The sequence below is a fragment of the Intestinirhabdus alba genome (assembly GCF_009711095.1).
Taxonomy (GTDB): Bacteria; Pseudomonadota; Gammaproteobacteria; order Enterobacterales; family Enterobacteriaceae; genus Intestinirhabdus; species Intestinirhabdus alba.
The window spans coordinates 26,934-41,038 of sequence record NZ_WMJZ01000033.1; the positions used below are offsets into that span (position 1 = coordinate 26,934).

Genomic DNA, 14,105 nt, shown 5'->3' on the forward strand with positions numbered 1-14,105 from the left:
GCCTTTCATCTGATAATAATCCAAAATATCAATAATTAAATTACTTAATCCGTTATAATCAATAGCTATATGATGCGCAATAATGCCCCAAACACATTCTCCATTGGAATTATAATATATATAATGTTTTATGACCTCTCCCTTTTTTATATCAAGTGGGATATTGATTTTTTTTTAAATTTTAAAAAGGCCGTTTTTAATATTTTATCAGCGTTTACGTTTAGTTTGTTAACTTCAACAACAACCTCGCTGTTTGAAATGTACCTGTATTTACCATTTAAAGGATTATATGCCCTTTTAAAATCGTCACTTCTATTCATTACATAATTTATTGACCTGATAAAAGCAATTATATCTTTAATTTTTTCAATATAAATCATTTCACCTATGTTGAATATAGACGCATCATTTACTAATTCATTTGCTAATGCAAAACTTTTTTGTATATCATTCATCTCCATTTTGCCTCCAGATTATTTCATTTGAACGCTGCAATATTAAGTGAATTTTCCTATATGATATTTCATCCATACACAAGGATACTCCATCGCTATCATTAAAGCAGAGTAAATCACCACTGCTTAACTTGATTATAAATAATTTCTTACTCCCCATACGAAAATATCCTGACATATAAAAAGGCAAGGAGACTCCATTGGTTCTTTGGAGCTTTTCGCCTTTGAGCTTAACTGGGTTATTTAATATAACATAGGAATGTTCGTATCTATAGAAACCTGATATTATAATTATTTTATCCCTATCAATTATTGCTTTATTATAAAACATAAAAAAAACAACAACTGATAAAATGCCAATAACAATAAATGATAAAATGAAATCAACCCTGCCATGTGTTAATTTCACTGACATCATAATGAAAAAGACAGCCAACATTCCAAATAAGCTGACATTAAATATAATAATCTTAAAGCATGGATTCAAATACACTACTTCTTTCATGCGATTCCTACCGATAAGGTAATATCAGTTAGTATTTTCATCACTTCCTTTCTATCCTCTTTTTTGGATGGCAGTTTGAGAAACCCACATTTGTGCGCGGCAAACATACATGCGGTAACTTCTCGCCTAACGCTTTCTTTAATTACTTCATCTACCATTTGTTGGTTATTGTATATACTTGCCAGATGTAGAGTAGCCTGTCCTAATGATATCTCGTATGGATTCAGCTTTGGTAGTAAATATGCATAACATGCACCTGAAACAAAAACTGATAAATTTGTTGCTATACTAATTTGTGTTACAACATTTACCGCTGCACCGACATTTACAGCGGCTACAACCCTTGTGGCTGCTGCGACATTAACGACAGCGACAGCATTTGCGAGAGCTATATCATTACCAGCTAAATAGTTACCTTCCTTCGTATAATCTCTAGAAAACAACTCCAGCAATCTCTTATGCGTAAAATCGTCTCCAATATTTTCCAAGTTATTGGGAGTAATGCCTTTAAAAAAATCAACCAAGTTTTCATCTTGAGACTCATAAAATCTTATTCTTTCCCTTAAGGTTGACTTTTTATTTTTAAAACCATAATCTTTAAGTTTATAAAAAACCCCTTCATAATCATTGTCATTTACTAAACTTACAAAAGATTTATCATAAGTGATGAGAAGTAATGTTTCTTCTATTGAATTCTTCTCCACAATATTTTCTTCAATATGATATTTATTCAATATCCTCTCATTATCCTGATGATAATCTTTAGCCAAACTAGGATCATTTTTTATATCCTCCCAGAGTCTGTTAAAAGCAATTATATCCTCCCACACGCCAATCGGCACATTTGCTTTTGACATAGAAAGTCTAAATTCATTTTCCGAAACAGAACTACGGGAGTTTATTGAGTGCGGAACACCATATAGTCGGTTCTCTTTTGAGCTAGCCGTAGGTATAAATCCACTCAAAGCAGCACCAGTAGCAACTCCAAGGAAGGTTCTTCTTTTCATATATCATCCTTATTTTTTTGTTTATCAATTGAAATTAATTCAAGTTTCAATCTTTCATTTATATTAAATTGTTTGATGACCCTACCAATATTTTCTATATATTTATTTTTAACATTTTCTCTTATTACCTTGTTTTGATACAAATGGACACATGCTTGACACGGATGTATAATTTCATCAATTTTAATTTCACTTCCATGTAAATGTTCTTTTAAAACTTTATATGGACCTTCGGTTCTTATCCAAATCTTTAAAAAATCATTTATCTGTTGTTTGAATACTAATGGAGTAAGTTTTCCGTTATGGTATCCTAATTTCATCTCCGGGATATGCTCCATAGTCAAGCCACAGCACGAAGATATTTCATTATTAGGAGTAAGGACAATATTTTCAAAAATTTGCTCACAAGGTTTATCCACTGTGTTAGCAACAAAGTTAGTTTCTTTTCTCTTTATACTATCCTTATGAAACGGCACCCAAATATTTTTTTGGATTTTAATTTTTTCACTATTTATGAGAGCAGATATTCGTTCATTACTAATCAGTTCATTAAGTATTTTCGATTCATTAGTATCTTGCTCCACAACTATCAAGGTTTTAATTTTGTACTCACTGAGAGCTTCTACAGCATTTATAATGCATTCTAGTGGAACCCATTCGGCGTGATCTTTACCAGTACTGATATTTATTTCTGTCAAATTAGTCGAGGCTAATCTTTTAGCAATTTGTCTGGCGCTATTTTTCTCTTTACCCCAATAACCATTGGTCACACAGCGTGTCATAAAACCTAAATTTGTTGCATAGTTAATCGCATCAAAAAGACTTTTCCCTAACAAAAAACACTCACCTCCCGTAAACACTACTAATTTAATAGGCTTAAAGTTCTTATTTAATGTATCCAGGAAATTGATGATCTCGTCATACTTTAATCGAGCTTTTGAAGCCGGGCTGCATTCAAAACAACAGTCCTTGCAAGAGGCCGTACATGTGTACGTTGTGATTATTGTTGCGGTATGTGGATACTCATCCCAAAACCTTGGTGGACAAATCATCATTGCCTCTCCCCTCTTTGTCTATTTTTTAGGCTACTTACAAATGGAAACATTTTATTGATCAAAATCAACCTTCTAGTAATTAAGAGTAAATATCATTCTCATTACCAATCTCATCTGCGATTTGAAATTTCTATTCTTAAATACTGTGATGCTCCTTACACAATACCTCTGCGCAGGGTCATATGTTTGTTACGCAGCAGAGTATGATCCTCGCTAAGGATTTGAGCTACGGGCTGGAAGGCACAGATAGTGAAACGCTGAAAGACAAAAAACACAAAGGACGTTATCTGTACATCTGCTTTCTGGATAAAGTCGGGGAGTATTACACCAGCCATAGGTATGTGGAGATCACCAAGGTCCGCTTCCTTGAATTCGCATTAATAATGATGGCGCAAGCATCGAGTGTGACCATGCTGATGCAGAACGTCGGTGTAAGCATCCTGCTTAAGCCCGCTCAAAATGCTTTTATCGAACGGTTCAACCGGATGTGCCGGACAGAAATTCTTGATATTTACCTGTTCAGAACACTGAATGAAGCACGGGAATCACAGAATGCTGGCTGGGCGAATGTTGCAGTGAACAACCTCATGAATCCCTGAATAATCTGACGGAGGAAGAGTACCGGCTGATGGCTGAAAAAACGGAATTATCAAAAAGTACGTGGAACTAAAGCTGAGATAATTACATCAGTGACAAATTTGCCGAACGCGTGATCAGCGAAGAGAAAACTGTACTCAGGTGTATTAACTCAGACTTGACCTGACAGTTTTATCTGGCAGCAGACTATTAAATCTGACAGTCTGCTTTGAGCGATCAGCAGACGTTCGTAATTGAGTTGCCATGAATCTTGCTAACAATACCGTGTGTCAATCAACGGGGAGTAGGTCATGTCAAATGTCTCAGGGCGTGAAGCGGACATCATTCTTATGAAGACCTGACCAATCGATCCGTTTCTGCCAGCCTCAGGAGGCCGCTGATGAAATCAGGTCAATTTTCTGTCCGTTGCATTTTTTTTAAAATCATCAATAACAGGCAGATTAATGCTGCCGCAGCGAGGTTGTACAGCATCCCGGCAACAAACGCAGAAGTATACTGCCCAGCTTGTGACAGGTCAGTCGCTTTTGAAAGAGCACCATTAAACAGAATGCCAACGACGGCTACGCCCAGGGCAGCCCCGATTTGCTGAACTGTTGAGATAACTCCAGCTGCCATGCCAGATTTCGCTTCTTCAACAAAACCCAATACCAGGTTCAGTAATGGCGTCATAATATAACCTTGGCCAGCACCGACCATAATAAGTGCCGGAATTAACTGCACTGGTTTCAATTCTGATCCTGACGTCCATACCTGAAAAATCATTATTGCAATGAAGACCGCATAGATTAACGCGCCAAAAAAAAGCGTAGATGTTCCCCATCTAGCAACCAGTCGTGGCGCAGCCAAGGATGCAAGAACAAAACCGACGCTACAGGGCGCAAAGATACTTCCTGCCTCGAAGGCATCCAGACCGATCCCCGTCTGTACCAGTAAAGCAAAACAGAGAAAGAATGAACTTGAGGTAGAGTAAACCAACAGCACCAGCATTGTTCCCAGCGAGAAATTGCCATTCGCCATCAGCCGCATATCTACCAGTGGCCACTTGCCTGCCTTTCGACGTTGCTCCTGTTGCCGATAAAAGAGCACCAGTAAAGCCAGTGCTAGACCTGGTGCCCAGCGGCTCCATTCAGGCCAGCCCTGAACTGGCCCTTCTATTAACGGAACCAATACTAGCACCAGTCCGCAGCTGACCAGCAGGACGCCTGTCCAGTCCAGTAGCGGTCTCTGCGGGGCACGGGATTCGGGAATTGACCGTGCTGCAAGAATGGCGAAGACTCCAACTGGCAGATTAATAAGAAAAATGATGCGCCAGCTAAGACCGAACAAGTCAGCATGTACCAGCCATCCGCCCAGCACCTGACCGGCAATAGCGGCCAGCCCTAGCGTCATCCCCAGCAAGCCAAAAGCTTTGCGCCGGTCATTATCCTCAAAGTTAACGCGAATAGAGGCATAAACCTGCGGGAACAATAATGCTGCAGCCAGCCCCTGCAAAATCCGGGCGCAGATAAGATAATCTGTCCCTGGTGCCAGACCACAAAAAGCCGAGGCCAGCGTAAAGCCAGCCATACCAACAATGAATAATCGACGGCGACCAAACATGTCCCCCAGTCGTCCACCAGTAATCAACAAAACGCCAAAGGCGAGTTCATATCCGGCGACAATAAACCCAATCTGCGCAAAATTCGCGCCCAGCCCGGTCTGGATACTGGGGATGGCGACGTTAACAACAAACAGATCAAAGATGGTAACGAATCCTGCAAGGAGTAATACGGACAAACCGGCCCAGGGAGGCGTTTTACAAGAAACATGTCTGGAAGACAGGGTAAGACCGGGAGATGAACTCATATTGCATATCCAATGTAAGAAAGTATGCAAAGATTCTCTTCTTTTCATTAAACCATTACAATTTAACAGTTTATACTATTACTTTAAGCAATGAGATAAACGATGCGGACCCTGAATCGATCACGTACTGACCTGGCAGCCTTCCTGCGGGCGCATCGGGAACGCCTTTCACCTGCCGAGGCAGGGCTTCCCAGCGGAACCCGGCGTCGGACGCCAGGCCTTCGACGTGAAGAAGTCGCGGCACTTGCAGGCGTCGGCCTTACCTGGTACACATGGCTTGAGCAGGGCCGGGATATTGGCGTGTCGTCCACCTTTCTGGATAATCTGGCACGGGTACTGAAACTGGATGCCGCTGAACGCCGACACCTGTTTATGCTCGCACATGAGCGTCCTCCGGCCGAACCAGGAAAAACCTGGTGCGTACTGCCGCCCCTTGTGCGGCGCCTGATGCACGATCTTCCGCACCCTGCTTTTGTGCTCAATCTGCGCTGGGACGTTCTGGGTTTTAATGCATTAGCCGACGAACTGTTTAATTTTGGTAGTCATGTACCCGAGCGGCGTAACCTTCTCTGGCTACTTTTCACCGATTGCACTCTTCAGAAACGTGTCGTTGCCTGGCATGAACAGGCTCCCTTGATGCTGTCAAGCTTTCGCCGTGATTTCACTCGAGCCAGCCAAAGTACGGATATACCTGAACTGGTAAATGAGTTGGAACATGTCTCGCCAGAGTTCAAAGTCTGGTGGCGACAACATCAGGTTCACGCGCCATGCAATGGAATCCGTCATTTAATGATAGAGGAACAGCCTGTGCCTTTTGAATTCACATCACTAACTGTGGATGAAGACCGACATTTGAGGTTGGTAGTGTATGCGCGACAAGAAGAAGACGCTGAACGTCCTGATTAGCCATTAAACAGGGACAAAAATTCTCGCGTAATGGCTAACTGCGACAATGTCAAATTCCAGCTCCGGATGGGCATTGTCCATTTTTCCTGTGCATTCATCAGTCCCAGGTAAAGCAGCTTCAGCAGGCTGTTTTCATTCGGGAAAGCGCCTTTGGTTTTGGTCAGTTTCCTGAACTGACGATGGACTGATTCAATCGCATTCGTGGTGTAAATGACCTTACGGATAATGACTTCAGTCCTTCAACACCCGACAGCGTGAACCAGTTAATCCAGCGCCCGACGGAGGAACGGGCACAACAGAGCGTTCTGGCAACATCACTAACGCGAATCCCCCTATGCAGCATCAGCATGGCAGTCAGCCTGCGGACATGATTTTTATCGCGTGTTTTATGGATTGATTTTCGCATCAGACGTCGTTCGTCACAGGGAATGGGTGCTATGATCGGCATCGCTAGTCCGGCAGGTGGTTTGTGATTTTTGGCGATTGATCAGATCGCACAATCCGGGCTGAGTTCCCTCAACGTGATCTACTATTCCGCGCAGCTATTTAGTGTTGTTCATACCATACTCGCGATACAGTTAATCTACTGACGTTCCAGTCTCGGCTTGCTTCCGAATGGCCATAATCTCGCAGTTAGTCCTCATAAAGGTCTTCCTGGTTCGGAATACGAGAAAATTGAACTTATTAACAGATTATTTTTTAGGGATTATCATTCCATTTAATCAGAGTTGCTGATATTATTAATCATAACTTTGAATTATGCTATTCTTAAGAATAGGGAATAAATATAATCGGGAGGCGATATGTTTATAACAGAATTCCTTTTAAATAACGAAGGTATAATACCAAATTATATCGAGTATCTTTTAAAAGAAGATCTAGATAAGCTACTATCTTTATCGTCAACCAAGTTACAAGAAAAAATAGATATAACAATAATTAAACATTTATCAGAAGTCCTTCAATGTTCTTGCATTATAGACTCAAAAATAGATAAAGACAAATATTATATCCAACTGGGGACATACAATGGTGGAGTGGATTTTGTTGTAAAATCAAATAATAATATAGTTAATTATTTAAATTTAACCCCATCTCCATCCCCAGTTACTGAATACAAAAAAAATGTATTTTATGAGAAATCTTTTTCCGAACTGAATTTCCTTGAAACTCCTGAGGGGAAAATATGCAACCCTGCAGGAACTCAACCTCGCGCACTATTATTTCTCTTATCAGGTTCTGGGCCGCAGGATATGGATTACCGCATTGGAAACAATGCTATATTTAAAGAAATAGCCCATGGCTTAACAAAATTTGGTATAAGCACAGTAAGATTTAATAAAAGATTTTACAAAAAAGTAGATTTTTTGGATTATAGTTTAGTTAATCTGAAGAATGAAATAATTGACGACGCAATTAATATCATTCAATTAGTAACAAGTAATGAAATGTATAAAAACACTCCGTTTTTTATAGCAGGGCATAGCCTTGGTGCATATTTAACACCAATGATCAGCCATCAAATAATGATAAAGCTAAATTTAAGACCTATAGGATTAATTCTGTTATCAATGCCTTATAGAAGGATAGATGTATTGTTAAAGGATCAATTATCTAAACTAGATAATTCTAACCATCATATGACTGAAAATATAAAAAAACAACACTCTTTATTACTAAAAAATATTGAAAAAAAATATTTTAAAGAGCTAAACAATAGTCACCCTCTAAACTATATAAAAAAGATGAATAAAATACCACTATTTATTGCACAAGGTGATCAGGATATCCAAATTGATGTTGAAAAAGATTTCAATCAATGGGAGTCAGAATTAATAAAAAGAGAAAATGCAAAGTTCCAATTATACAAAGACATTAACCATATATTAACAAAAATAAATCCTGAATTCAATGCCGCAGAGCAATACCTAAAAAAAGGAGAAGTATCCAAAGCGTTAATTGAAGACATCGGCAAATGGATTTTAAAAAATAATCTTGACACATTTGTCAAATAAATTCGATTAGGTTGGCAATTAGATGATCACGCGATCTGTAGCTCTCCAGCATGCCTATTGGGTCATCTGGTTCAAAATATTGATTATCGCTCCCTTGGGCGTCATAAAACCGCTCCCAGCAGAGTTTCAATGTGAAACATCGTTGAACTCTGACGCAGACCCAAATTCAGTGCTGTGCTTACTCTGAGACCTTGGTATTTCTCTATACTTAGGATAAATTCAGCAGAAATCATGTCATTCAATGATGAATTCTTTTTCTCGTGATGGTATTCCCTGTGCCGGTTGTCGAATTAACCCTTCGCATCTTCCAACGATAAAAACCAGTAAATGTCAGACATTCGTTCCGAATGGCTGCCGTAAAATGACTCAATAAACAAGCTATCTGTTGGTTTACCGGAATGGGAGAATTCCATCGTAACACTGAAATAATGATTAAAGTCGCCAGGTTTTTAACTTTTATATAGTGAATATCCCCTGTAGTTGATTTATCAGAAAAATGACATAACCTCATAGTCATTATATCGCCATTAAAAAAAATACCCTGATCTCATTTAGTTAAACACGATGAATTTTTAAGGTATGCATCCTCCTTCAGTTTTTGCTCAGATATGTCTAATGCTCCTTCTGTTCATACCTGACAGGTAATAATTATTTTTTATCACAAGAACATTTAACAATGGAAATTAACTTATCATATTACGTACAGTTACGGACGTAGCTGCAATCATATACAGCATGAATTGTTTTTTTACATAGGATTGTCCTTTATGAATACTACTTCAGAAATGCCAGCCTGGGTTACCATCGATGAAGCTGTCAATATCATCAATTCACGTAAAAAAAATGAATCGCTAATAAAATCCAGTGATTTATATCGTTATGCACTTTATGGCAACCTGACATTTTCTATTTATTTTCAGTCTCCCGTCAAGCTTCGCAGGATTGCAATTGTTAATAACACAGCTGAATATATCGAAGTCAGTGAAAATATCACTGAACGTCTCTGCTATTTATGCCACAAATGTTTTATCAATAATGACAACCTCGTCTTAAAAACAGAGGGGGAATACATATCACCCTCGCATAATATTCTCGATGCGTCTTTACATGGCCACGAATATGCCATATTACAAAAACTTCTGGCCCGTAGCCTGGGCTTTCCCGACCCCGTCACGGGTCTGTATAATATTCATCACGGCGTACTTGTGAAGGATGAAAATAATATATATCAGGTCTTTGAACTGACAACATGGAAAAACAGAATTTCCAGAAAGCTTAAAAACCTCCCGGTAGACACTGCACTACATATACATGAAAAACTTATTAACAACAACGCATTGAATACAGAAATGCGTTATTTCCCAGTATACCATTTTCCTGACGATGCTTGTTTTGTCATCAGACAAAGCATCCTGGAAAAATTTATTGATAGCTATTTCCCTTCAACAACACATACTTCCCCCAAAATTACTACTCCCCTGTCACGTCTGCTATGGCTTGCCTGCAAAAATAATAATCTTATCAGCTCGCTCATTGATCATCCCTATAAGCTGATATCCGTTTTTGAACAGTGGGCTGCATCTGAGGGTATTACTGACAGGCTGAGTGGAGACACACTGAAAAAAGCGTTGAAACGAGGCAGACCATAGTTATGAAAAATCCGCGTTGCGGGTATAGAAATCCGCAACGCGGGTTCTGATTCTTCTCTTTTATCCCCAGATACGCGCAGACATCTGCCAGTAAAAGGAAACTTGACTGATGAAAATGATAAATCATGTTATCCCGGCCTTTTCCCTGTTGCTGACACTGGTTGCGACTGGATGCAGCACCTCTCAGGAAACCCTGCTGCCGGTGGACGAAAACACCACTATGCTTTCACTCTGGGGACGCCAGACCGGTGGCAACGCTCTGCTCCACGACCAGCGCAGCCAGTTACGCCGTCCGCTGACGGAGATTTCTGCGCAGGAACAGCAGAACTATACCCGCACTGCTGCAAACGAAATTCAGACACGATTCAAACGTCTGCCCAATCCTGATCTGGTCATGTATGTATACCCGCACCTCACCGAAGGTGAAGGCGTTCCGGTGCCGGGATATACCACCGTCTTCCCGCTGCACACGCAGGTGCAATACGCCCTGCCCGGTGAACGCACGGAGGCACTGTAATGACAGCAAGCTGTGAAGCAACCGCAGCACGTCCACGCACTGGCAGTCTGACAGAACAGAAAGCCAGCGCGGCGTATGACAAAGGCCCCTCATTCGCCGACCTGTTACCGTGGGTCGAGTTTCAGCAGGACTCGCAGACGCTGTTGCTCGAAGACGGTCGTTCGGTCGCCGCCGTGTACGATATTACCCCGGTGGGAACGGAAGGCCGCTCACAGCAGCATCTGGCGGAAATACGCGACGTTGTAAAAGACGCGCTGCAGGACAGTTTCGATGAGTCAGACAGCTATCCGTGGGTAGTACAGTTTTTCTGCCAGAACGAGGATGATTTTTCCGGCTATATGCAGCAGTTGCGGGATTACGTCACGCCTGCCGCGAAAGGCTCGGCGTTTAGCGAGGTGTGATTGGCCGAAATGGAGCGTCATCTGAACGGTATCACCCGCAGTGGTGGATTATTTTTTGATGACGTGGTCACCCGTACGCCATGGCGCGGCCAAATCCGTCGCACACGAATGGTCGTTTATCGCTGGCTACCTGCCAAAGCGGCGCATGGCGATCAGACTCCCGAACAATCGCTGAATAACACCTGCGAGCGAGTTGTCTCGGCTCTGGCTGGCGCGGGACTCATGGCGCAGCGCCAGAACGGCACGGATATCTCACGCTGGCTGGTGCGCTGGCTGAATCCTGCCCCGCAGTGCGACGACCGTCAGGCGTTTTATAACACCGTAACCGCGCCGGATGAGCCGGAAGCGGGAACACCGCCGGTACTGAACGATTTTGCTGAAAATCTGCTGTTTCGTGAACCGGTGTCTGATGCAGAAAAAGGGATATGGTATTTCGATAATTTGCCGCACAAAGTGGTGGTGGTTGACCGCCTGCGCCGTGCGCCGCAGCCCGGACACCTGACGGGGGAGAATCGACGCGGCGACGCGGTGAATGCCCTGTTCGACCTGCTACCTGAGTCCGTCATCATGTCGCTCACAATGGTGGTGCATCCGCAGGATCTACTGGAGGCGCACCTCAACCGGTTGTCTGACCGGGCCATCGGTGAAAACATCGAGTCGGAATACACAAAGTCTGACTGCCGGGACGTGAAGGCGTGGCTGAAAGACGGCCATAAGATGTATCGCAGCACGCTGGCCTTTTACCTGTCCGCTCAGGATATTCCGGCGCTGAACAAACAACAGCGCGAACTTAACAGCGTTCTGCTAAACAGCGGTCTGGTGCCGGTACAGGACAGCGACGAAGTGGCCCCTCTCAGCAGTTATCTGCGCTGGTTGCCCGCTAGTTTTGACCCATCGCGGGACAAACGCAATCTCTATACACGGTTTAATTTCGTCCAGCATATTGCAAATCTACTGCCTGTTTTCGGACGGGAGACCGGCACCGGACACCCCGGCATTTCCTATTTCAACCGGGGCGGCTCGCCACTGGATTTTGATCCGCTTAACAAGGATGACCGCGCCAAGAACGGACACCTGTTACTGCTGGGACCGACAGGCGCCGGGAAATCCGCCACGCTCAACGGCAAAATCGCACAGCTGATGGCTCTGCACCGTCCGCGTCTGTTTATTGTTGAAGCAGGAAATTCCTTCGGCCTCACGACTGACTATGCGAAACGCCACGGTCTGAGTGTCAACAAAATCAGCCTCAAACCCGGCTCCGGCGTCACATTGCCTTTATTTGCCGATGCCTGGCGGCTGGTGGAGCAGCCAGTCAGCGCGGATATTCCCGATGACGAGGATAAACCCGAACAGGAGGGCGACGACCAGCGCGATATTTTAGGCGAAATGGAGATCACCGCCCAGTTGATGATAACGGGCGGGGAAGCGAAAGAAGATGCACGTCTTACCCGCCCCGACAGGGCAATGATCCGTCAGGCCATTATTGACGCGGCGACAACCTGCCATCACGCCGGGCGCCAGACGCTGACGCAGGATGTCCGCGATGCGCTGTTCACACTGGCGAAAGATCAGACCCTGCCAGAGAATCGTCGCAGCAGAGCATATGAAATGGCCGAATCCATGAATATGTTTTGTAGCGGCTTTGAGGGCGAACTGTTTAACCGGGAGGGCGAAAGCTGGCCGGATGCCGATATCACGCTGGTGGATCTGGCGACCTTTGCCCGCGAGGGGTATGAGGCCCAACTCGCCATCGCTTATATTTCGCTGATTAATCATATTAACAATCTCGGCGAACGCGACCAGCATTTATCCCGTCCCATCGTCAATATTACTGACGAAAGTCACATCATCACGGTCAGAGGCACGATATGCTCACGACGTTTTTTCATACGTTCAGGCGGGATAGTCCAGAGCTTTTTATCTGTGTCAATCTCACACCACATTGTGCCTGACGCCTCTCCGGGACGCACCAACGTCAGCAACTGCCACTTAATCAGGTAACGGGTCATCAGCGACAGATTGGTGGTTTCAATACGCTGTACCAGCTCCGGCAGACGCTCCGGACGGATAGTCGCCATATGCTGTTTTTTTGGCTTCTCAAAAACATCCCCAATCGTTGATGCAGGGTTGGCATCCAGCAGACCGGAATTGATGGCGAATTTTAGTATTTCATTAATTCTCTGGGTCAGACGGCGCAGGGTTTCCAGTGCGCCTCGCGCCCGGACCGGCTCCAGCGCAGCAATAAGAATATGTGCTTTAAGTTCTGTAACAGGCGTCTGGCCGAGGGCCGGGAAAACGTCTCGCTCCAGAGATTTCCAGATATCGGCAGCATGAACTTCTGAAATACCGCTGATTCTCTTCACAGCAAACCACTTCGTCGCCACATTGATAAACAGGCCATCAATCGCCATTTTTTCCCGTTCAGCTTCTTCCTGCTCCAGCTTTTGTGGGTCAATGCCTTTAACCAACAGAGAAAGATGCTCTGCGTGAACGGTTCTTGCACTGGCCAGTGTCATAGCCGGGAAATATCCGAGGGTAATTGTGGTTCGGGAAGTCGAACCGGGGCGTTTGTAGCGAAAGCGCCAGATTTTTTTGCCGGTGGTTTTCACCATCAGGGTCAGCCCCTGACCGTCAAAAAGTTCATAATCCTTTTCTGCGATTTTTGCTTTCTGAACTTCGGAAGCCGATAACGGACGGGTAAGAACAGCCATAAAAATCACTCCTTAAATGTCAGTGGAAAATGACAGTGACGAAGTGAACAATATTCTGTTTTTATGAGAGTTTTTCCGCATAAAACCCAAAATGGGCCTACGAAATCTCCGCCGCCAGCGCGTAGGCCCATTCATAGGCCCATTTGCTCTGGATTCCCCGATATCGGGGAGAACACATACAGACGAAAAAAAACCGTATCCTGTTGACAGTGATACGGTTTTTTTACTTTATCGGACGTACTGAAACACCCGAAAACTGTATAGTGGCGGAACGGACGGGACTCGAACCCGCGACCCCCTGCGTGACAGGCAGGTATTCTAACCAACTGAACTACCGCTCCACCGAATTTTTCTACAACGCTGATTTTCACCAGCTTACTGCTTAATTTGATGCCTGGCAGTCCCTGGTCCCGCACGGGGCGCGGCTCACTGCCACCGGTCT

General features: G+C 43.6%; 10 protein-coding genes, 1 tRNA gene and 5 pseudogenes. 7 read left to right on the plus strand and 9 right to left on the minus strand.

What is annotated here, in order from left to right; all coding sequences use genetic code 11:
• Positions 1-146: 146 nt before the first annotated feature.
• From GJV78_RS18870 to GJV78_RS18885, 4 genes are read right to left on the minus strand one after another with little or no spacing between them, the layout of a single operon-like run.
• The gene (locus GJV78_RS18870) at positions 147-461 is read right to left on the minus strand and encodes a hypothetical protein (RefSeq protein WP_155109764.1); all 315 of its coding nucleotides are present in this window, start codon (positions 459-461) and stop codon (positions 147-149) included.
• Positions 448-960 carry a hypothetical protein gene (locus GJV78_RS18875; protein WP_155109765.1) on the minus strand — a complete coding sequence of 171 codons (513 nt, stop codon included), beginning with the start codon at positions 958-960 and terminating at the stop codon, positions 448-450. The genes GJV78_RS18870 and GJV78_RS18875 overlap by 14 nt, the downstream gene beginning before the upstream one ends.
• The gene (locus tag GJV78_RS18880) at positions 957-1,967 is read right to left on the minus strand and encodes a hypothetical protein (RefSeq protein ID WP_155109766.1); all 1,011 of its coding nucleotides are present in this window, start codon (positions 1,965-1,967) and stop codon (positions 957-959) included. The genes GJV78_RS18875 and GJV78_RS18880 overlap by 4 nt, the downstream gene beginning before the upstream one ends.
• On the minus strand, positions 1,964-3,022 hold the full coding sequence (locus tag GJV78_RS18885) for a radical SAM protein (RefSeq protein WP_155109767.1): 1,059 nt from the start codon (positions 3,020-3,022) through the stop codon (positions 1,964-1,966). Before GJV78_RS18885 ends, GJV78_RS18880 begins: the two co-directional genes overlap by 4 nt.
• A gap of 152 nt (positions 3,023-3,174) precedes the next feature.
• On the opposite strand from GJV78_RS18885, the pseudogene GJV78_RS23750 reads away from it, so the two are divergent.
• Positions 3,175-3,453, plus strand: a pseudogene (locus GJV78_RS23750) (F-type conjugative transfer protein TrbC); the annotation flags it as partial.
• 15 nt (positions 3,454-3,468) lie between these two features.
• Positions 3,469-3,692, plus strand: a pseudogene (locus tag GJV78_RS18890) (integrase core domain-containing protein); the annotation flags it as partial.
• A gap of 317 nt (positions 3,693-4,009) precedes the next feature.
• Here GJV78_RS18890 and GJV78_RS18895 read toward each other — a convergent pair.
• The gene (locus tag GJV78_RS18895; RefSeq protein ID WP_064371724.1) at positions 4,010-5,464 is read right to left on the minus strand and encodes an MFS transporter; all 1,455 of its coding nucleotides are present in this window, start codon (positions 5,462-5,464) and stop codon (positions 4,010-4,012) included.
• Between the two features lie 102 nt (positions 5,465-5,566).
• Between GJV78_RS18895 and GJV78_RS18900 the strand changes: the two genes are divergently transcribed.
• A complete protein-coding gene (locus GJV78_RS18900; RefSeq protein WP_004139060.1) occupies positions 5,567-6,370 on the plus strand; it encodes a helix-turn-helix transcriptional regulator in 804 nt (267 codons plus the stop codon).
• Here the strand turns inward: GJV78_RS18900 and GJV78_RS18905 are convergent.
• Together GJV78_RS18905 and GJV78_RS18910 are read right to left on the minus strand one after the other, a co-directional pair.
• Positions 6,367-6,594, minus strand: a pseudogene (locus GJV78_RS18905) (transposase); the annotation flags it as partial. The gene GJV78_RS18900 and the pseudogene GJV78_RS18905 overlap by 4 nt on opposite strands.
• Positions 6,594-6,818 (minus strand): annotated as a pseudogene (locus GJV78_RS18910) (helix-turn-helix domain-containing protein); the annotation flags it as partial. The pseudogenes GJV78_RS18905 and GJV78_RS18910, both read right to left, overlap by 1 nt.
• Positions 6,819-7,173: 355 nt before the next feature.
• Here GJV78_RS18910 and GJV78_RS18915 point away from each other — a divergent pair.
• The 4 genes and pseudogenes from GJV78_RS18915 to GJV78_RS18930 all read left to right on the plus strand — a co-directional run.
• Positions 7,174-8,385, plus strand: a complete 1,212-nt coding sequence (locus GJV78_RS18915) for an alpha/beta hydrolase family protein (protein WP_155109768.1) — start codon at positions 7,174-7,176, stop codon at positions 8,383-8,385.
• A gap of 767 nt (positions 8,386-9,152) precedes the next feature.
• On the plus strand, positions 9,153-10,034 hold the full coding sequence (locus GJV78_RS18920) for a hypothetical protein (RefSeq protein WP_155109769.1): 882 nt from the start codon (positions 9,153-9,155) through the stop codon (positions 10,032-10,034).
• A gap of 115 nt (positions 10,035-10,149) precedes the next feature.
• Positions 10,150-10,551: a TIGR03751 family conjugal transfer lipoprotein gene (locus GJV78_RS18925; protein WP_155109772.1), complete on the plus strand. Its 402-nt coding sequence runs from the start codon at positions 10,150-10,152 to the stop codon at positions 10,549-10,551.
• Positions 10,551-12,809 (plus strand): annotated as a pseudogene (locus GJV78_RS18930) (conjugative transfer ATPase); the annotation flags it as partial. The gene GJV78_RS18925 and the pseudogene GJV78_RS18930, both read left to right, overlap by 1 nt.
• On the opposite strand, the gene GJV78_RS23755 reads toward GJV78_RS18930, so the two are convergent.
• Together GJV78_RS23755 and GJV78_RS18940 are read right to left on the minus strand one after the other, a co-directional pair.
• Positions 12,794-13,663, minus strand: a complete 870-nt coding sequence (locus GJV78_RS23755) for a phage integrase central domain-containing protein (RefSeq protein WP_155109770.1) — start codon at positions 13,661-13,663, stop codon at positions 12,794-12,796. The pseudogene GJV78_RS18930 and the gene GJV78_RS23755 overlap by 16 nt on opposite strands.
• A gap of 264 nt (positions 13,664-13,927) precedes the next feature.
• A tRNA-Asp gene (locus GJV78_RS18940) sits at positions 13,928-14,004 on the minus strand.
• Positions 14,005-14,105: the final 101 nt, after the last annotated feature.

Excerpts from the sequence above, each read along its gene's own strand:
- GJV78_RS18885 (WP_155109767.1), bottom strand. The coding sequence starts at position 3,022 with ATGATGATTTGTCCACCAAGGTTTTGGGATGAGTATCCACATACCGCA.
- GJV78_RS18870 (WP_155109764.1), bottom strand. The coding sequence starts at position 461 with ATGGAGATGAATGATATACAAAAAAGTTTTGCATTAGCAAATGAATTA.
- GJV78_RS18880 (WP_155109766.1), bottom strand. The coding sequence starts at position 1,967 with ATGAAAAGAAGAACCTTCCTTGGAGTTGCTACTGGTGCTGCTTTGAGT.
- GJV78_RS18925 (WP_155109772.1), top strand. The coding sequence starts at position 10,150 with ATGATAAATCATGTTATCCCGGCCTTTTCCCTGTTGCTGACACTGGTT.
- GJV78_RS23755 (WP_155109770.1), bottom strand. The coding sequence starts at position 13,663 with ATGGCTGTTCTTACCCGTCCGTTATCGGCTTCCGAAGTTCAGAAAGCA.
- GJV78_RS18895 (WP_064371724.1), bottom strand. The coding sequence starts at position 5,464 with ATGAGTTCATCTCCCGGTCTTACCCTGTCTTCCAGACATGTTTCTTGT.
- GJV78_RS18915 (WP_155109768.1), top strand. The coding sequence starts at position 7,174 with ATGTTTATAACAGAATTCCTTTTAAATAACGAAGGTATAATACCAAAT.
- GJV78_RS18875 (WP_155109765.1), bottom strand. The coding sequence starts at position 960 with ATGAAAGAAGTAGTGTATTTGAATCCATGCTTTAAGATTATTATATTT.
- GJV78_RS18900 (WP_004139060.1), top strand. The coding sequence starts at position 5,567 with ATGCGGACCCTGAATCGATCACGTACTGACCTGGCAGCCTTCCTGCGG.
- GJV78_RS18920 (WP_155109769.1), top strand. The coding sequence starts at position 9,153 with ATGAATACTACTTCAGAAATGCCAGCCTGGGTTACCATCGATGAAGCT.